The sequence below is a fragment of the Streptomyces sp. KMM 9044 genome, assembly GCF_024701375.2.
Classification (GTDB): Bacteria; Actinomycetota; Actinomycetes; order Streptomycetales; family Streptomycetaceae; genus Streptomyces.
Genome location: NZ_CP113910.1, coordinates 1,096,538 through 1,114,112 on the forward strand (window position 1 = coordinate 1,096,538; position 17,575 = coordinate 1,114,112).

Sequence of the window (17,575 nt, forward strand, 5' to 3'; positions counted from 1 at the left end):
CGCAGCGGGCGGCACCCTAACCTCGATGCGATGACAGCAGGTCGAGGTACTCCGCAGTCGACGCCGACCAGGAGAAATCTTCCGAACGGAATGGAAGTCTTCAGTCTCAACGGAAACGAGACGGACTACCTGTACGGAGAGATCTTCGATGATGAGTCCTATATTCCGCCGCAGGGCTGGGACATGCCGACGGAGCCGGTCATTCTCGACATCGGTGCCAATATAGGGCTGTTCACCCTCTTCGCATTGCAGCGTTGGCCCGGTGCGAAGGTGCTCTCGTTCGAACCGGCACCTGATGTCTACTCAACCCTCCGGCGGAATGTCGGGCACCTTCACGGTGCGCACCCGCACAACCTGGCCCTGGGTGACAGCGATCAGACCCGCGAGCTGACCTACTACCCGAACTACACCATGATGTCCGGATTCGATGCCGACCTGGAGACCGACAAGGTACTCGCCTCGGCGTTCATCACCAGTGTGGCCGACTCGCTCGACGGGGAACTCCGTGACGAGTTCATCCTGGAGGCCGAGGGCCTGGTGGACGACTGCCTCGACGAGCGGCGTCTGGTGCGTTGCGACGTGCGGCGCCTCGAGACCTTCGCCGGCAGCGCCGGCATCGATCGCGTCGATCTCCTCAAGGTGGACGTGGAGGGGTTCGAGCTCCGGGTCCTGCGGGGAATCGGCGATGCCCTGTGGCCGGGGATCAGAAATGCCGCCGTCGAGGTCGCCGATCGCGAAGGGGCGCTCGACGCGGTGGTCTCCACCCTCGAGGACCACGGCATGGCCACCTCCGTCCGGCAGGCCGCGGAGTACCGGAAGACCGACCTCCACACAGTCTTCGCCTGGCAGGTGGTGTGACATGACGAGCACGTCTCAAGCAATGGATCCGCGGATGCTGTTGTCCGCCAAGCGCTGGATCGCGCGTCCCCAGCGCATGGCGAACCCGGAGCTCCGGGTGTTCTGCTTCCCGCACGCCGGCGGCGGGGCGGCCGCGTTCGCCCCGTGGGCAAGGCGCCTGCTCCCCGGAGCCGAACTGTGCGCCGTGCGCTACCCCGGGCGCGAGAACCGAATAGACGAGCCGCCCTTCGAAGACCTCCAGCCGCTCGTCGACGCCCTTGAGCAGGCGGTCACCCCGCTGGTCGACCGGCCGTTCGTCTTCGTCGGACACTGCTCGGGCAGCATCGTCGCGCTGGAGCTGACCCGCCGGATCGGCGAGCGCCAAGGGCGGCTTCCCACCGCGCTGTTCGTCTCGTCCATCGCCGGTCCCGTGCGGCGTTCTTCGGAGTCGATCCATCTGCTGCCGCGCGAGGCGTTCTTCGAACGGGTCGCGCAGTACGGCGGCATCGACGAATCCGTGCTCGGCGACCCCGAGGTCATGGACATCTTCGAGCCGACCCTTCGGGCCGACTTCCGTGTCGCGGAGGAGGGCATGTCAGGGCAGACAGGCCCACTGGACGTCCCGATCACGGCAGTGGGCGGCCTTCACGACCCCTTCGTGACGTTCGAAGACCTGGCGGCCTGGCGCGGGGAGACGAGCGCGGCCTTCTCGCTGCACCGCGTCGAGGCCGGCCACTTCGTCCTGGACCAGATGATGAAACAGATGGTGGACGCCCTGCCCAACCACCTGCACCAGGCGGGCCTGGACCGGCACTCGCCCCGCCCGGCGGGCTGAGAACCTCCGCCCTGAAGAACCCCGTGAAGGACGAAAGCCCTCCAGCGGCAGCTGTTGCTGCGCTGGAGGGCTTCACCTCTGCCCGGACGGCGGACCACCCGGGCAGAGGTCGGTTACTTGCTCTCCATGGCCTCGATCAGGCTCTTGGGCCGCATGTCGGTCCAGGATTTCTCGATGAAGTCGAGGCATTCCTGACGGCCCGCCTCACCGAATATGTTCTCCCAACCGTCCGGCACGTCCGCGAAGACCGGCCACAGGGAGTGCTGGCCCTCGTCATTGACCAAGACGTAGTAGTGGGCATCCGGGTCGTCGAATGGATTCGTCACCAAGCCGTCCCTTCCGAGAAGGTGTGAAATCAGGCGGCCGGTCAGGGCCGTCCCCGATCAGCAGCGGTCACCGGAGGCTAGTCAATCGACCGCGGTCACCACACCTTCGTTCAACTGATCCACCGCACCAGTTGAACGACGTGTGACCGCTCACCTCCGGAAACACCTCATCTGCCGGTTGTGCCCCGCTCCCGGAATGGGTACGGTCGCCGAGCCAAGAAATCCCCTCATACCGCAGGTCTACTACGTTGATCGCGCAGATATTCCGAGAGGCGGTCAAATGAGCGCATCCGACCTCGGCACTGCTTCCCGGGGAGAATCTGGAACACACCCATCGGCCGTGATCGCCGGCCTCGGGACCTGTCTGCCGGCGACCGCGATCGACAACGCGTCCCTGCCGGATGACTTGGACACCAGCGACGAATGGATTCGCACGCGGACGGGAATCCGGTCCCGCCGCCGTCTGCCCCCGGAACTCTCGGTGCTCGATCTGGCCTGTGAGGCCGCCGAGAACGCCCTGCGTTCCGAGGGGACCGACACGATCGGCGGCCTCGTCTTCGCCACGACACGCCCGAACGCCCCTGCCCCGCCGCAGCACCCGAGATCGCTCACCGCATCGGGCAGGGACGAATACCGGCCTTCGACATCTCGGCCGTCTGCAGTGGATTCCTGTACCCCATGGCGTCGGCCGGCGCCCTCATCACCGCCGGCATCACGGACAGCGTCCTGGTCGTCGCGGCGGAGGCCTACTCACGCGTCGTCGACCCCACCGGCCGGTCCACGGCCGTCCTCTTCGGCGACGGCGCCGGAGCGGTGGTGCTCCGCGCGGGTCGGGCCGCCGAGCCCGGCGCGCTCCTCGCGTACGACCTGGGCAGCGACGGCGAGGGCGCGGAACTGATCCGAATTCCCGGACCCCGCGAACAGCCGACCGGCGACCGCTGGTTCGCCATGGCCGGCCGGAAGGTGTACCTGCGGGCCATCGAGCAGATGGCCCATTCGGCTCTGCGGGTGGTGAAGGACTGCGGCTGGAGTCCGGAGACCATCGACCTGCTCGTCCCGCACCAGGCCAACGCACGCATCGCCGACGCCCTGGCCAGGCGGCTCGGCCTCCCGCCCGAACGCATGGCCTGGGAGCTGGCCAGGACCGGGAACACGGCGGCCGCCTCCATCCCGCTGGCGCTGGCCGGCGCGCTGGCGACCCGCACCCTGGCCCCCGGCGCCCGGACGGCCCTGACCGCCTTCGGCGGCGGGCTCAGCTGGGCGTCGACAGCGCTGATCTGGCCACAGCTGACCGCCGTCTCCTCAGAGCTCTGAAGGAAGGACCACCTGTGTTCATCGAGTACCTCACCAACCTCTTGGGCAACGTGTACAAGGTTCCGGGCACCATCGACCCGGAGAAGTCCTTCCTGGACCTGAAGGTCGATTCGCTGTCCCTGGCGGAACTCGGCGCGCAGTTGACAGACGACTTGGGCATCGAGGTCGCCGAGGAGACCTGAGCGGCACGACCACCGTGGCCGAACTGGCCGGGCTCCTGAAGTCACGCGGCGCGGACATACCGGCATGAGCACACGCGGGCAGCGGCACCGGGACGTGGTCATCACGGGCCTCGGGATGGTGACACCGGCCGGAGCCGACACGGCCACCGCCTGGAAGGCGACCTGCGCCGGGCTGCCGTCCGCGGCTCCCGACGCCCGGCTCGGCGGTACGGCCGTGGACTTCAGCTGTGCCGTCACCGACTTCGACGCGGGCCTGGTGCTGGGCACCGAGGCGCGTCGGATGGACGTCTTCACTCAGTACGCCGTCGCCGCGGCCCGCGAAGCCGTCGCCGACGCCGCTCTGGGCGACGGGGGCTGGGACCCGACCAGGGTCGGGGTCCTGATCGGCACCGGCGTCGGAGGCCTCGGGACGTGGCTGGAGCAGTCGGGACGGCTGCTGGGCACCCCGCCTCGGCCGGTCAATCCGCTGACCGTCCCCAAGGCCATTGGGAACGTGGCCGCGGCCACCGTGGCCCTGGATCTGGGCCTGAACGGACCGGCTCTCAGCCTCGCCACCGCTTGCGCGACCGGCACCAATTCGTGATGCTCGTCCGGGCAAGGGGCCCGATTCATTTCTGGGGTGGTGGCATGGTTGCCGGCAGTGTGGTGCGGTTCGACAGCTCGCGGGGTTTCGGGTTCATCGCACCCGAGTGCGGAGGGGAAGACGTCTTCCTGCACGTGAACGATCTCCTGATCCCCGAGCACCAGCTACGCGCCGGTCTCGCCGTCGAGTTCGAGGTCGAAGAAGGGGATCGCGGGCTCAAGGCCTCGTCCGTCCGGCTCCCGGAGGGAGCCGGTATCAAGCCGTCGGCCTTCCGGGCCCCGTCCGTCGGCGAAACGCCGGTCCCGGTCAGGCAGGTGGACGGCGACTCGCTCTGCGATGTGCTCACGGCGCACGAGTACCTGCACGAGGTGACCGAGGTGCTGCTGTCGGCGGCGCCGTCGCTCACCGGGGAGCAGATCGTGCGGATTCGCGGCGGTCTGCTGCAGGCCGCGAAGAACCACGGCTGGACCGAGGACTGAGCTTGGGGGAGGGGTGCGATGCCGCACCCCTCCCCCGCCCGCGCCGGCGTCCGGCTACCTCACAGCTGAGAAGCGACCCACCTTGTCGAGCACATCGGCGCTGTACAGGCGGAGCGACTGCTGGTGCGCGAACTCCGCCATGTAGCAACGGAAGTCGTCCACGGATTCCTCCGCCAGATGCAGCATCCGCCGGTTGGGGACGACGGCGGGCGCCCGGAAGCGCTCCAGGCTCCGCTCCACCGCATGGTCCAGGTCCTCGGTCTCGTGGACCTCGTCCACCAGCAGCCGGGCCTCCGGTTCCGCGGCCCAGATCCGGCGTCCCTCGAGGATCACCTGCCTCGAAAGGCGGGTGCCCGCGGCCCGGACGAGCCGGAGGGCGGCCGCGCCGGGAATGATCCCCTCCTTCGCCGCCGGGAGACTGAAGTACGCGTCGGAGGCGGCGACGACGTGATCGAAAACCAGGAGGAGCTGGGCACCGCCGCCGATGGCGAAGGTGTCCACCACGGCGACCCAGGGCTTCTCGGTCACCGGCGTGCGCCAGTCGTCGCCGTCCTGCGACCGAATCCCGCGCACTATCTTGTGGATGTAGCCCAGCTCGCGACGGAGGAGGAAGTCGACGAGTGAAATCTCCCCCGCGTGCAGGGACTTGAGGTTGATTCCCGCGCTGAACACCCTCCGCCCTCGGTAGCGGGGATGGGTCATGACGCCGCCGCGCAGCAGGCAGACCTCGACCTCCGGATCCAGGAGCGCCAGGTCCACCGCCGTCTCCATGTCGTCGATCTGCCGGTTGTCCTCGGCGTTCAGGCAGTCGTCGCGGCACATCGTCAGGTGTGCCACGCCGTCGGTGCGCTCGATCCGTACGGAACCCAGATCCGCCGAGCCCGTCGCACGGAACTCCGCGAGCAGTGCGAGCGCGCGAGGTGTCGGCCGCAGCAGCGATTCGATCAGGTGCCGACCAGCCGTCGGCGAACGCAGCAGCCGGCTGAAGAAGATGCCCTGGTCGATCTCCAGGCCCTCCTTGTCCGCCTGCACCACGCTTCGTTCGGCCTTGAGCTGGTCGGCGGTGGGGACGAGGCCGGGGAACGCCGACGCCGCGGCCTCGGCCAGCTCGGCCAGACTCAGGCAGCGGCTGCGGTTCTCCGTGAGCTCGTCGTAGACGGCGTCCGCATGCGTGTCCATGAAGACGGCGCGGAGCGTGCGGGCGGCGTCCGTCGCCGCGGCCGCGGCCTCACGCTGCTCCACGGACCTCTCCGCCGGCCCGGGCAGCTTGGCCAGCAGGCCCTGGGTGTGGTGGGCGGCCCGGGTGAGCACGGTGCGCGCGTGTGTCAGATTCCTCCGTACGGCGGCGGGAGGGTCGCCCGCTCCCTCCCGGAGGTGGGCGGCCGCGGTCATGACGCCACTCCTGCGGCAGCTCGCCGCAGCGCACGGTCGCAGGCCGCCAGGTGAGCGCCGAGCGCCTCCTCGAAGCCGTTGGTGGAGGCCTCGAGCATCAGCTGGCGGCGGATGGCCAGTTCGCTGCCCGCCACGGCTGTGAAGCGTTCCCCGGCGAGCTCCAGGGCGCGTGCCGGATCGTCCACCACCTCGTCCACCAACTGAACGGCCAAGGCCTCGGCCGCCTCCACGGGAGTGCCGAAGAGCACCGCCCTGCGGATCACCGCGGCGCCGGCGCCCTGGCGGCCCAGGCGGTAGAGCGCCATTCCCGGCCAGGTGGCGCCGTCACTGACCGGCAGTACCAGTCGTACGGATCCGGTCGCGATCCGGTAGTCGGTGGCCAACAGCACGTCCAGAGCCAGTCCGCCGACGTCGCCGTCGCCGTCGACGACGGCGACGGTGGCGGCGGGCAGCCGCTCCAGGCGCCGCAGTGCCCGCTCCCACTTGCTGACGAGTGACACGGTGAGGTCGTCCGCCCAGGACCCTTCGGGGGCGCCGGAGACATGCAGGACGAGCCTGCCGCCGTGTGCCTCGGCCCGGTCGCACGCTTCGCCGATCGCGTCGATCCGGTCCGCCGACAGGGGCCGGCGTCCGTCGACCTCCAGTATCGGACTGTCGTTGTCCATCTGAGCCTCCGTCACCATTGCACCAGCGCCGTTTCGATGGTCGAGCCGGGTCCCATGGTCATCAGGACGCCGTAGTCGCCGTGCTGGACCACCCGTTCCCTGAGCAGCCGGTCGTAGGAGAAGAGGAAGGAGGCGCTCGACACGTTGCCGTAGTCGCGCAGCACTGCCGTGGTGTGCCGCACGTCGTGGCGGGTGAGGCCGAGGTTGATCCGGACGGCGTCGATGACCTTCTTGCCGCCGGAGTGCACGAGCCAGTGGCTGACGTCCCGGCGGCCCAGACCTGCCCGGGACAGTAGCCGGTCGACGACCCGCTCCGCGTGGGCGCCGACCACGTAGGGGATCTCGGGGTCGAGATAGAAGCTGAACTTCGCCTGCTCGCCGTCCCAGTCGTAGCGCATGGCGTCGATGGCGTCGGTGATGAGATGGCTGGCGAAGCCCAGGATGCGCGGGCTGCCCGGCACCTGCGGCACGTCGCCGGGACCGTGCGCCGCATCTGGAGTGTCGGCCACCACGCAGACCGCCGCCGCGCCGTCGCCGAACAGACTGTTCACGACGGCCGTGCGCATGGTCGAGTCGATCACGTAGGCGGCCGAGCAGGCCTCCACGCACACCATGACGGCGACCTTGCCGGGGTTGGCCGCGGCCCAGCCGGCGACAGCGTTGAGGGCGTTCAGCCCCGCGTTGCAGCCCATGCCGACCACGTCGACCCGGCTGGTCGCGGACGAGATCCCCATTTCGCGAATCAGCAGGGCACTGAGGCCCGGGGTGAGGAAGCCGGTGGAGGTGACGCAGCACAGGTAGGCGACGTCTGCCAGCTCGTGGCCGGAGTTCTCCAGGCAGGTGCGTAGGGCCCTGGCGCCCATGTCCAGGGCGATGCGCTTGTGCTTGGCCAGCAGCTCGCCCTGCGGTTCCACGACGCGGGCGCCGTCGCTGTCCCTGGGCGGGATGGTGAGGTAGCGCCGGTCGATGGCGCTATTGAGGAAGACGGAACGGATTCTGGGATCGGTGATCCCGAAGGTTTCGAGGACTTCCTGCTGCGAGTACGAGGTCCCGGTGGTCGCCGTGCCGACACCGACGATGCCGACCGTGCCCGCGTTCTTCACGTCGAGGGCGGGCTGTTGCGCAGGGGCGGGTCCGGGAAGCTCCACGCTGATGGTCATCGGTAGGTCCACCCCCACATGCGGGGCTTGCTTCGGATGGTGCCTACTGCCGCTGACACGTCGATCACCCTTCCTGTGAGGCCGCGGTGCGGGTCCTGATGAAGCGCGCCAGCCGGCCGACCCCCTGCACGATCTCCTCGTGGGTCAGATAACTGACGGACAGGCGGAGGCCGTGTTCGCCGCCGCCTTGGGGATAGAAGTACGACATGGGTGTCCAAATGACCCCGAACTCCTCGGCCGAGGATTCCAGGGCGGCGTTGTCCACGCGGAACGGGACCTCGACGGACAGGAAGAAGCCTCCGGTGGGCTTGTTCCAGCGGATGCCGAGCGCCTTCCGCTCGTCCTCGGGAAACTCCGCATCGAGCTGTTCCAGTACGCCCCGCATCGCATCGCCGTAGTGGGCGGAGGTGCGGGAGTTGAGCCGCGAGGCGCGCCCGTCGGCGGACAGCAGCATCCCCGCCACGACGGCCTGCGCGACCGCGGAGGTGTTCACGGTGACCATGCTCTTGATCTTGGCGAGCTCGTCGGCCAGCAGCCCGACCCGGCCCGTCGCGTCGGCGACGGGCTGATCCGCGACGACGAAGCCGACACGGGCACCGGGGAAGAGGGTCTTGGAGAACGAGCCCAGGTGAACGACCCGGCGATCGGTGTCGAGGGCCTTGAGCGTGGGCAGCTGCTCGCCGGGGCTCACCAACCGGTACGGGCTGTCCTCCAGCAGCAGGATGTCCTCGCGAGCGGCTAGTTCGAGCAGTTCCCGGCGGGTCTCCAGCGCGATGGTGGTGCCCGAGGGGTTCGAATGGTCGGGGATCACGTAGAAGGCCCGCGGGCGGCGGCCGCGCTCCCGTTCGGCTCGGATCGCGGCCTCCAGGTCGGCGCAGCGGAAGCCGTCGGGGTGCTCCGCCACCGCGGTCATCTCGGCCCCGAGCAGCCTGCCGGCACCGGTGATGCCCATGTAGCAGGGGCTGGCGACCAGGATGACGTCCTGCTCCCCGGCCGCGAGGGCACGTACGGCGAGCAGCATCGCCTCCTGGGCTCCGACGGTGACCACGATCGACTCCGGGCTGACGTCGATCTGCTCGTCCAGGCGCAGCCAGTCGGCGATCACGTCGCGGATCTGCCCGGCGGTCGGGCCGTACTGGAAGAGCGCGGACCGGACACGGTCGGGGGAGGCTCCGCCGCTCTCCAGGTGCTCCAGATAGCGACGCAGGTAGTCGATGACATGGCCGGTCTCGAAGAAGCCGTCGTACGGGCGGCCGGGTGCGAACGAGATCGCCTGCGGATAAAGGTACATGACCTCGTTGAGGAAGTTCATGGTGTCCAGCACCGGGTCGCTGAGACTTCCGTGGAGTTCGTCTCTGTGCAGCACGGCGAGGTTCGCGGTGGTCTCCGGCCCGGTGACCGCGAAGCCGGCGCCCCTCACCGTACGGCCAGCTGACCGCGGGCCGCCGCTTCGTACCGGGCCGCGGACCCGGTGCGGCCGGATCCCGGGACGCGCCGGGGCTGGACGAACTCGTAGGAGAACGTGTCGTCATCGGTCAGGAACACGAGACCCTCCGCTACGACACCGCCGCCGCGCTGCGGGAGGTCGTCGAGGGGGCCGGGATCGGCGGCGTCGGCCGGCGAGGCCGCCAGCGCCAGGGTCACGCGTCCGGACGCGCTGCGCACCACGAGGGAGCCCCCGGACGTTCCGCCGGCGGCTGCCTGTCCTAACCGGTCGCGGGAAAGCCCGAAGGCATCCCGGTAGAAGTCGGCCTGGTCCTCGACCGTGTGCCGTTCGAGGCGAACCGTCGCGTGATTCAGCCGCCGGATCCGGCCGGCCGACGGCGCCGGCCGCCCGCTCACCGCCACCCATCGCCGGCCCGGCGGTGCCGTGCCGGCGGGGCGCTGGGGCAGCAAGGTGTGGCAGACGTCGCCGAACGCCGTGACGCAGGGGACCCCGTAGCGGGAAGCGACCGGCCTGGCACCGGCCGCCACCGCCCGCTCCCGGGTCGCCGCCACGTCGTCGCACGTCAAGGCGATGTCAGCGATGCCGTCACCATGCTCGTTCAGGAAGCTCCGGATCCCGTGGCCGGTGGTCACCACGAGCCTCACGTCGCCCTGACTCAGCAGGGTGGAGCTCCTGTCGACCTCCACGGAGTCCGCGACCGGGGTGAAGCCCATGCCGGAGACAAAGTGGTCGAGTGCCGCCATCTTGTCGCGCACGAACAGCTCGACATGAGCCACGTCGTGTATAGCCATCGAGAGCTCCTCCTGCAGTGCCGCGGTCACAGGCTTCGGTGGTTTCCGGGCGCCCCGCCCGGGATCTCTACCAGCGCCACTCCTGCTGTCCGTAGAGGTGACCGGCCGTGATCCCGCGGTTCTTGCACCAGTCCAGGAACTCCTCGATCTGCTTGAGCTGGTACGTGTCCTCGGTGTAGGTGGTGGCCATGACGTGGCCCAGCCAGGGCTCCTCGCCCATGGCGTACACATACGCCTCGCCGGCACCCAGCTCGGTCATGATCGCGGCGGCCTGCTCGGCGTTGGAGCCCGAGAGCTTGCGCGAGTTGCTCATCTTCTTGGTGATGGGGATCGTCAGCAGCGCCTGGTAGAGCCACGTCAGCGGCGCACCGTCGCACTCCATGCCGAGGAAGGCGATGTCGGCGGTTCCCAGGTGCTGCTTGACGTGGCGGTAGAGCGCGGGCTCGATGCCGGATGAGTCGGCCCCGATGAAGACCTTCTTGCCGGCCAGTTCCGCCCAGTACGTCGACTTGGCACGGATGTCCAGGTCGCAGTGCTCGCCGAGGAACGGCGTGGCGGTGACCCGGCCGCCGGGGAACTCCACCTCGTCGAAGTCGTCGACCTCGATCACGGGGAAGCCCTGGTGCTTGAGCATGAGGGCCATGGACGGGTCCGCGAGATTGCCGCGTGAGCAGCGGGGCACGACGATCTTCCCGATGCGGCCGCGGAGTTGCAGCAGCGTTTCGAGGACGATGTGGTCCTGGTGCCCGTGGGTGATCAGCACCAGGTCGATGTAGTCGGGCAGGTCGTCCAGGGTGTAGCGGTCACCGGCCGTGCTGTCCGCGCTGATGAACGGATCGGTCACGATGGCGGCCTGCGGTGTCTGCAGGACCAGGCAGGCGTGGCCGAAGTAGCGGATACGGCCGCCGCCCTCGATGTGCCGGTCCTCGGCGAGGCTCGGCCGGTCGCTGAGCATGCCGCGCAGATGCTCCGCCTGTGCGTCGTCGAGTTCGAGCGCCTCCCGCAGATGGCCGAGGCTGGTGGGCTGCACGCGGGCCTTGAACAGCTCCTCCAGGCCGGGGTGACGGAAAGGCAGATTCAGTTCGAGGACGTCCGGCGAGGGGAGCCGGGGCGTGCTGAGGATGAACGGGCGCTCGATGCCGGTCTCGAACGACAGCTGCACCGATTGGCGGGATTCCTGGTAGACCTCGCTGGCGTAGACGAGCGGCTCCAGGAAGCGCATCTGCGCCTGGTTGTCGGTGTCGTAGGCCAGCTCGATCAGGCCGCCCAGTTCGGTGGGCAGCTTGGGGTAGAGCGGGGTCAGGTCGAATCCGGTGGCGTTCGTCCGCAGCAGTTCTTGGCCGGCGGCTATCGCCTCGGCGAACCGCAGGATCGCGGCCCGGTCCCGCTTGATGCCGGCGAGCAGATCGCTGACCTCGTCGGCGCGTGCCTCGGGGATGTTGATGAAGTAGCCGCCGCGCAGCTCCGGGTTGTTGCTGGCGGCCACGTGGACCTGCGGGGACTGCAGGTAGGACTCGAGCAGGGGGACCTGCAGGAAGGCGAGGTTCATCGCGGACTGCACGGGCGCCAGCGTGTACGGCCAGGCGAAGAATCTGTCCAGCAGCGGCTCGACAATAACCTTCGACCGCAGGAACAACGATTCGTCGGCCATCTTCGGAGCTCCTCCAGAGGAATGAAAAGAAACTGCCTGCCCGAAAGCATCCATGCCCAATTCCTGACGGCGTCGCTTTCGACAGCCGCAGCGTTCACGGAGAGAGCATTACTTTCAGGCTGAGTTCATGACGCCGCCAAGGGACTTCGACTTGTGCGGCACGGCCCGATTCCGGGCGATTGGACAGTACTCTACTCAGCCGTGGGCGAAGCATTGACGTTCAACTGTGGCCGGGGCGGCAGTTGAACGCCAAAGGACGGCCGCACGGCCCGGGACGACCGGTGGTATTGATCGGGGCCGTGGCGTACTGCATCGTGTGCTGCGCCACAGCCATGTCCTCATCGTCTCCCCGGCAGGAAGTGACCAGCACTCCATGCCTTTTGTCAAGACCAACGGCATCCGGCTCGCCTATCAGCGTTCGGGCCACGGCGAACCCGTCCTCATGATCATGGGGTCGTCCGCCTCCGGCCGTGTCTGGACCATGCATCAGACACCCGCGCTGAACCGGGCCGGATACGAAACAATCACGTTCGACAATCGCGGTGTGCCACCGTCGGACGCCCCGGCGGGCGACTACTCCATAGCCGAGATGGTCGCCGACACCCGGGGGTTGATCGAGGAACTGAACCTCGGCCCCTGCCACATCGTGGGTTCTTCCATGGGCTCGATGATCACTCAGGAGCTGGCGCTCGGCTGGCCGCACCTTGTGCGCTCTGCGGTCCTCATCGCCACCCGGTCGCGGACCGATGCATTCCGCCGAGCTCAGTCGGAGGCCGAACGGGAACTGCGGGCGAGCGGGGTCCAGCTGCCGCCCAAGTACTCGGCCACCAGAACCGTGCTGGAGATGCTCTCGCCGGCGACCATCGACGACGACACCGCGGTCGCCATGTGGCTGGAGATGTTCGAGCTCTCCAGCGGCAACAACGTCAGCGGCCAGTCGGCGGCCGTCGCGGCGCTCGGCGACCGCGGCGCGGCGCTGGGCGGTATCACCGCACCATGCCGCGCCATCGCCTTCGCCGATGACCGTGTATGCCCTCCTCATCTGGTCGCCGAGGTCGCAGGGAACATCCCGGACTGCGACTTCGTGACGATTCCCCAATGCGGCCACATCGGCTACCTCGAACGCCCCGAGGCCGTGAACGCGGCCATCATCGAGTTCCTCGACATGAACAAGGGTCTGACACCGCAACACCGAACAGCGGGTTCTCCCATGCCGGTCAGCAGATCTTGATCCGGTTTCTTTGCTTCATGCGATACGAGGAAGACAGAGAGGGAGGAAACACCCGTGACCATGCTAGGTGGCCCATCCATGGGCCGGATGCGGCTGCGGCCGGACGGCGAGTCGGGCCGAGGCCGGCGGGTCAAGCCGGGGACGGTGCGGCGGATTCTCTCGTACACCCGGGCATACCGCTGGCAGATGGTGCTGCTGCTGTCGCTCACCGTCGTCGAAGCCTGTATCGCAGCCGCCAGCCCGCTGATGCTCAAGCTTGTCATCGACCGAGGAATCCTGCCCGGGCATCTCGACGTCGTCATCGGGCTCTGCCTGTTGCTGGCGGGACTGGCCCTCGTGAACGCCGGGATCGTCTTCGCCCAGAGCTGGTGCTCGGGCCGGATCGGTGAAGGCGTCGTGTACCAGCTGCGCACCGAGGTCTTCGCACATGTGCAGCAGCAGCCGCTAGCGTTCTTCACCCGTACCCAGACCGGCAAGCTCATCAGCCGGCTCAACACCGACGTCGCCGGCGCCCGCATGGCCGTGACGACCCTGGCGGTCCAGGCGGTCTCCGCCGTTCTCACCCTGGTCCTGGTCCTCGGCACCATGCTGTATCTGTCCTGGCAGATCACCATGGCGGCTCTGCTGATGATCCCGCTGTTCCTGGTACCCGCGCGGCTGATCGCGCGCCGGATGCAGCCGATCAGCAGGTCGATGATGGAGCACGACGGCGAGATGAACGCCATGATGACCGAGCGCTTCAACGTCTCAGGCGCCATGCTCGCCAAGCTCTACGGCCGCCCGCAGGACGATGCGGACCTGTTCGCGAGCAAGGCCGGCGCGGTCCGCAACATCGCGGTCAGGCTGGCCGTCTGGGGCCGGATCCTGCCGGTCATCGTCACCGTTCTCACCAGCTTCACGACGGCCCTGGTCTACGGCCTGGGAGGCGCTCTCGCCATCGACGGCACCCTGGCGTTCGGCACTCTGGTCGCCATGGTCGCCCTGCTCATGCGCCTGTACGGTCCCGTCAACGAGCTGTCGTCGATGCAGGCGACCGCCACGATTGCCCTCGTCAGTTTCGACCGGATGTTCGAGATCCTCGATCTCAAGCCGCTGATCACCGAGCGCCCCGACGCCAAGGCGCTGCGCCCGGAAGCCGGGGGCGAAGGCCGCGACGGTACGGTTCCGGCCTCCCCGGATGTCGCGTTCGAGGCGGTTTCGTTCTGCTACCCCAGTGCCGACGAGGTGTCGCTGGAGTCGCTGGAGCTGCATGCGAGCCGCAAGTCCGACCGGACCGCGGCAAGCTCACCGCAGGTTCTGCACGAACTGAGTTTCCGTGCGCCCGGCGGCAAGCTCACCGCGCTGGTCGGCCCGTCCGGCGCCGGCAAGACCACCATCACCCAGCTGGTGCCGCGTATGTACGACCCGACCTCGGGCAGCGTGCGCATCGGCGACCAGGACATCCGCGATCTGACCCTCGGGTCGCTGCGCGAGAGCGTCGGAGTGGTCACCCAGGAGTCTCACCTCTTCCACGACACGCTGCGGATGAACCTGTCGTACGCCCGCCCCGGAGCCACCGATGACGAGCTGGTCGAGGCGTGCAAGGCGGCGCTGATGTGGGACACGATCAGCGCTCTGCCCGAGGGCCTCGACACTGTCGTCGGTGACCGCGGCTACCGGCTCTCCGGCGGCGAGAAGCAGCGGATCGCGCTGGCCCGGCTGCTGCTCAAGGCTCCGCCGATCGTCGTGCTCGACGAGGCGACCGCACACCTGGACTCGGAGTCGGAAGCGGCGATCCAGCAGGCCCTGAAGACCGCCCTCGCCGGCCGCACCTCGCTCGTGATCGCGCATCGGCTGTCCACGATCCGCGAAGCGGACCAGATCCTGGTCGTCGACGGCGGTCGGATCCGCGAACGCGGAACCCACGAGGAACTGCTGGCGGCAGGTGGGCTCTACGCCGATCTGTACCACACGCAGTTCTCCCAGCAGGCGAGGGAACAGCTGGACGTCGAGCCCGTCCCTGAAGCCCCGCTCCCTGCCGTGACGGCGGGAACGTCGGAGTAACGAGCACTGCCCCGTCGGCCACCATGCCGGGTCACCTCGAGGAGGTGACCCGGCATGGTGTTTGCGCTCTTCACGCTCCACGGGTCCGACCCGACGGACGGTCCCTCGCGGCAGTGACCCCGGACGTCGAAGCGGCCCGCGCTCACCGGCCGACCAGTTCGGAGACTGAGGCCGATGCGACTGCGGGCCGCTTCGAGTGACTACCGCGGAGTCGGGTCGCCTCAGAGCAGCGGCCGACGGATCCGCGAGATGCAGAAGGCCACCAGCAGTGCGGTGAGCGCGAGGTATCCCCCGGCCTCCATCCACTGGAAGCGCCAGTAACGGTCGGCCGGCTGGTAGGACACCTCGACGTGCAGGTTCCTCTTGGCCACGCACTCCTTCATCTCGTCCATGTCGATGGAGAAGCAGCTCTCGAAGCTCTTCTCGTCGTACGCCTTGCCGGCCGAGTCGTACAGCGTGTGCGTCTTGTCCAGCATCCAGGCGCCGGGAATGTTGTAGCCCAGGATCTGGACTTCGTCGCCCTCGTCCCGGAAGGCCTTGAACTGGGTGTCTGCAGTCAGCGCCACCGTGGTGGAGACAGGCTGCTGAAGATGCGGCCGGACTCCGAACGGCACGATCAGCTGGATCGCGGCGACGGCAGCGAGGGTGATCGCCATGGCCGGCATCGTGCGCCGGATCAGGAGTCCGACCGTCGCGGCGAGGATGAAGGCGAAGACGGCGTATCCGATGGGGGTGATGTTCCTGGACATGAACCCGATGGCGTCGAACCGCTCGCCTTGGACGCGGTCGTACGGGCTTGCGGCCCAGGTGAGCAGCAGACTGAACACACCGACCACGACCGCGCTGATCATCGCGACGAAGCCGAGCTTCACGACGAGCCAGCGGGTCCGCGAGATGCTCTGGTTCCAGACCAGCCGGTGCGTGCCGGCTTCGAGTTCGCGCGTGATGAGAGGCGCGCCCCAGAAGAGGCCGATGAGCGCGGGAATGGCGATGAGCAGAACGCTGGCCAGGAACACCGGCAGCTCGTACTCGTTCAGGAACAGCTTCTCGACTGCTTCGCAGTTGCCGCCGGCCGTGCAACCGACGACGTCCTTGTCGTAGGAGTCGCGCATCTGCATGCCCAGATAGACCAGGTACGCCGCGAGGCCCACCAGGGCGACCGCGGCCGTCAGCGCCTGTGCACGGAATTGCCTCCAGGTCAGCCAGATCACTGACGAGCCTCCATAATCTGCTGCGCCGAACCGGTCACCGACGCGTTCGCGGACCGGCTCATGTAGGCGAGGATGACGTCTTCGAGGTCGAGGTGCGCGGCCTCGGTGATGAAGTGGGGGATCGGCTCGGTCGAGCGCACGATCAGCGTGCTCTGGCGATCCGTGTGTCCTTCCTGGATGACCTCGATCCCCGGGGGCAGGTCGGCGAAGTCGCCCTGCGCCCCGACCAGGCGGTAGTGCTCGGCCACGAGGTCATCGGCCTCGCCCGCCAACTGGACGCGCCCCTCCCCCAGGACGATGACGTGGTCGCAGACCCGCTCCAGGTCGCCGAGGAGGTGCGAGGAGAGGATGACGCTGGCCCCGAGCTCGGCCACGAACTCCATGAGGTTCTGCATGAACCCACGCCGGGCCAGCGGGTCCAGTGCGGCAACCGGCTCGTCGAAGATGAGCAGTTCTGGACGCTTGGCGGCGGCGACGGTCAGGGCGAGCTGCGCCCGCTGACCGCCGGAGAGGCTTCCGGCCTTGTGATCCAGCTTGAGGTTGAGCTGTCGGATCCGGCGATCCGCCAGCGTCTGGTCCCAGCGCGGATTCAGTTTGGCGCCCAGCCGCAGATGCTCGGCCACGGTCAGGTTCGCGTAGACGGGCGTGTCCTGAGCGACGAAGCCGACGCGCGCCAGCTGTTCCGCACTGGCGGCAGGCCGGTTGCCGAGCACCTTTATGGTCCCCTCGCTCGGCTGGATCAGCCCGCAGGCCAGCCCGAGGAGCGTGGACTTGCCCACTCCGTTGGGACCGACAAGTCCGACGACTCGGCCGGCCGGAATCTGCAGATTGCAGTCGGTCAGGGCTTGGTGGCGGCCGTACCTCTTACCGAGGCCCTCCGCTTCTAGGACGAACGTCATTTCCTCACCTTCGTGACTGTCCGTAATGTGGTCATGAACAAGGCTTCAATGCTTTCCTCGTCGAGTCCGGCCCACTGGGCTTTGGCCAGCCACTGCTCCAGCTCTTTCCGCAGCGGTTCGTGTGCCGCCAACGAGTCGTCCGCGAGAGTGCGGATCACGAAGGTTCCCACGCCCGGTCGTGGCGAGACCAAGCCCTCGTGCTCGAGCTCGCGGTACGCCTTGAGGACGGTGTTGGGATTGATCGCGACCTTGGCCACGACGTCCTTGACAGTGGGCAGCTGATCCCCTACGGAGAGCATGCCGAGGCGTAGCGCTCGGCGGACCTGTTGGGCCAGTTGGGCATACGGCGCAACGCGACTTCGGGCATCCAAGTGGAAGTCGATCAACGCGATTCCTCCAACCTCCTTCACTAGGAAGTTAGCACAATAGACATGCAGGGAACCGGAGTTCCGGACCCCGACGCAGCCCTGACGTTTGCCGACCGGAACCCCTAGGGGTCGCTCACCGACCCTCTGACCTCTCCGGAAGG

Annotated in this window: 18 protein-coding genes; 8 read left to right on the forward strand and 10 right to left on the reverse strand. The window is 68.2% G+C overall.

What is annotated here, in order from left to right; all coding sequences use genetic code 11:
- Positions 1 to 90: 90 nt before the first annotated feature.
- Together HUV60_RS05045 and HUV60_RS05050 are read left to right on the forward strand one after the other, a co-directional pair.
- Complete coding sequence (locus tag HUV60_RS05045) at positions 91 to 858, forward strand: FkbM family methyltransferase (RefSeq protein WP_257852031.1); 768 nt, start codon at positions 91 to 93, stop codon at positions 856 to 858.
- 1 nt (position 859) lies between these two features.
- On the forward strand, positions 860 to 1,672 hold the full coding sequence (locus tag HUV60_RS05050; RefSeq protein ID WP_257852030.1) for a thioesterase II family protein: 813 nt from the start codon (positions 860 to 862) through the stop codon (positions 1,670 to 1,672).
- A 113-nt stretch (positions 1,673 to 1,785) separates the two neighbouring features.
- Here the strand turns inward: HUV60_RS05050 and HUV60_RS05055 are convergent, their stop codons facing one another.
- Positions 1,786 to 1,998, reverse strand: a complete 213-nt coding sequence (locus HUV60_RS05055; protein ID WP_269441130.1) for an MbtH family protein — start codon at positions 1,996 to 1,998, stop codon at positions 1,786 to 1,788.
- 615 nt (positions 1,999 to 2,613) lie between these two features.
- Between HUV60_RS05055 and HUV60_RS05060 the strand changes: the two genes are divergently transcribed.
- The 4 genes from HUV60_RS05060 (at position 2,614) to HUV60_RS05075 (ending at position 4,556) form a co-directional block, all read left to right on the forward strand.
- Positions 2,614 to 3,312 (forward strand): 3-oxoacyl-[acyl-carrier-protein] synthase III C-terminal domain-containing protein, encoded by a 699-nt coding sequence (locus tag HUV60_RS05060; RefSeq protein WP_331462041.1) that lies wholly within the window; start codon positions 2,614 to 2,616, stop codon positions 3,310 to 3,312.
- Between the two features lie 14 nt (positions 3,313 to 3,326).
- The gene (locus HUV60_RS05065) at positions 3,327 to 3,494 is read left to right on the forward strand and encodes an acyl carrier protein (RefSeq protein ID WP_257852028.1); all 168 of its coding nucleotides are present in this window, start codon (positions 3,327 to 3,329) and stop codon (positions 3,492 to 3,494) included.
- A 64-nt stretch (positions 3,495 to 3,558) separates the two neighbouring features.
- Positions 3,559 to 4,077, forward strand: coding sequence for a beta-ketoacyl synthase N-terminal-like domain-containing protein (locus HUV60_RS05070; RefSeq protein ID WP_257852027.1), 519 nt, complete (start codon positions 3,559 to 3,561; stop codon positions 4,075 to 4,077).
- 44 nt (positions 4,078 to 4,121) lie between these two features.
- Positions 4,122 to 4,556: a cold-shock protein gene (locus HUV60_RS05075; RefSeq protein WP_257852026.1), complete on the forward strand. Its 435-nt coding sequence runs from the start codon at positions 4,122 to 4,124 to the stop codon at positions 4,554 to 4,556.
- Positions 4,557 to 4,610: 54 nt separating this feature from the next.
- Here the strand turns inward: HUV60_RS05075 and dpgC are convergent, their stop codons facing one another.
- The 6 genes from dpgC to HUV60_RS05105 all read right to left on the reverse strand — a co-directional run bounded on the left by dpgC (position 4,611) and on the right by HUV60_RS05105 (position 11,662).
- On the reverse strand, positions 4,611 to 5,948 hold the full coding sequence (gene dpgC / locus HUV60_RS05080; RefSeq protein WP_257852025.1) for a (3,5-dihydroxyphenyl)acetyl-CoA 1,2-dioxygenase DpgC: 1,338 nt from the start codon (positions 5,946 to 5,948) through the stop codon (positions 4,611 to 4,613).
- Positions 5,945 to 6,613: an enoyl-CoA-hydratase DpgB gene (dpgB, locus tag HUV60_RS05085; protein WP_257852024.1), complete on the reverse strand. Its 669-nt coding sequence runs from the start codon at positions 6,611 to 6,613 to the stop codon at positions 5,945 to 5,947. Before dpgB ends, dpgC begins: the two co-directional genes overlap by 4 nt.
- Before the next feature lie 11 nt (positions 6,614 to 6,624).
- A complete protein-coding gene (gene dpgA / locus HUV60_RS05090) occupies positions 6,625 to 7,773 on the reverse strand; it encodes a 3,5-dihydroxyphenylacetyl-CoA synthase DpgA (RefSeq protein ID WP_257852023.1) in 1,149 nt (382 codons plus the stop codon).
- A 64-nt stretch (positions 7,774 to 7,837) separates the two neighbouring features.
- On the reverse strand, positions 7,838 to 9,193 hold the full coding sequence (locus tag HUV60_RS05095; RefSeq protein WP_331461973.1) for an aminotransferase-like domain-containing protein: 1,356 nt from the start codon (positions 9,191 to 9,193) through the stop codon (positions 7,838 to 7,840).
- The gene (locus tag HUV60_RS05100; protein WP_257852022.1) at positions 9,190 to 10,011 is read right to left on the reverse strand and encodes a VOC family protein; all 822 of its coding nucleotides are present in this window, start codon (positions 10,009 to 10,011) and stop codon (positions 9,190 to 9,192) included. The genes HUV60_RS05095 and HUV60_RS05100 overlap by 4 nt, the downstream gene beginning before the upstream one ends.
- A gap of 67 nt (positions 10,012 to 10,078) precedes the next feature.
- A complete protein-coding gene (locus HUV60_RS05105; RefSeq protein ID WP_257852021.1) occupies positions 10,079 to 11,662 on the reverse strand; it encodes an MBL fold metallo-hydrolase in 1,584 nt (527 codons plus the stop codon).
- Between the two features lie 373 nt (positions 11,663 to 12,035).
- On the opposite strand from HUV60_RS05105, the gene HUV60_RS05110 reads away from it, so the two are divergent.
- Entirely contained in the window at positions 12,036 to 12,893 is an 858-nt protein-coding gene (locus tag HUV60_RS05110; RefSeq protein ID WP_257852020.1) for an alpha/beta fold hydrolase, read from the forward strand.
- Positions 12,894 to 12,953: 60 nt separating this feature from the next.
- Positions 12,954 to 14,936: an ABC transporter ATP-binding protein gene (locus HUV60_RS05115; protein WP_257853112.1), complete on the forward strand. Its 1,983-nt coding sequence runs from the start codon at positions 12,954 to 12,956 to the stop codon at positions 14,934 to 14,936.
- Between the two features lie 221 nt (positions 14,937 to 15,157).
- Here HUV60_RS05115 and HUV60_RS05120 read toward each other — a convergent pair whose 3' ends face one another.
- From HUV60_RS05120 to HUV60_RS05130, 3 genes are read right to left on the reverse strand one after another with little or no spacing between them, the layout of a single operon-like run.
- A complete protein-coding gene (locus HUV60_RS05120) occupies positions 15,158 to 16,147 on the reverse strand; it encodes a transporter (RefSeq protein ID WP_257852019.1) in 990 nt (329 codons plus the stop codon).
- Complete coding sequence (locus tag HUV60_RS05125) at positions 16,144 to 17,046, reverse strand: ABC transporter ATP-binding protein (RefSeq protein WP_257852017.1); 903 nt, start codon at positions 17,044 to 17,046, stop codon at positions 16,144 to 16,146. Before HUV60_RS05125 ends, HUV60_RS05120 begins: the two co-directional genes overlap by 4 nt.
- Positions 17,043 to 17,432 (reverse strand): GntR family transcriptional regulator, encoded by a 390-nt coding sequence (locus tag HUV60_RS05130; protein WP_257852016.1) that lies wholly within the window; start codon positions 17,430 to 17,432, stop codon positions 17,043 to 17,045. Before HUV60_RS05130 ends, HUV60_RS05125 begins: the two co-directional genes overlap by 4 nt.
- Between the last annotated feature and the right edge of the window lie 143 nt (positions 17,433 to 17,575).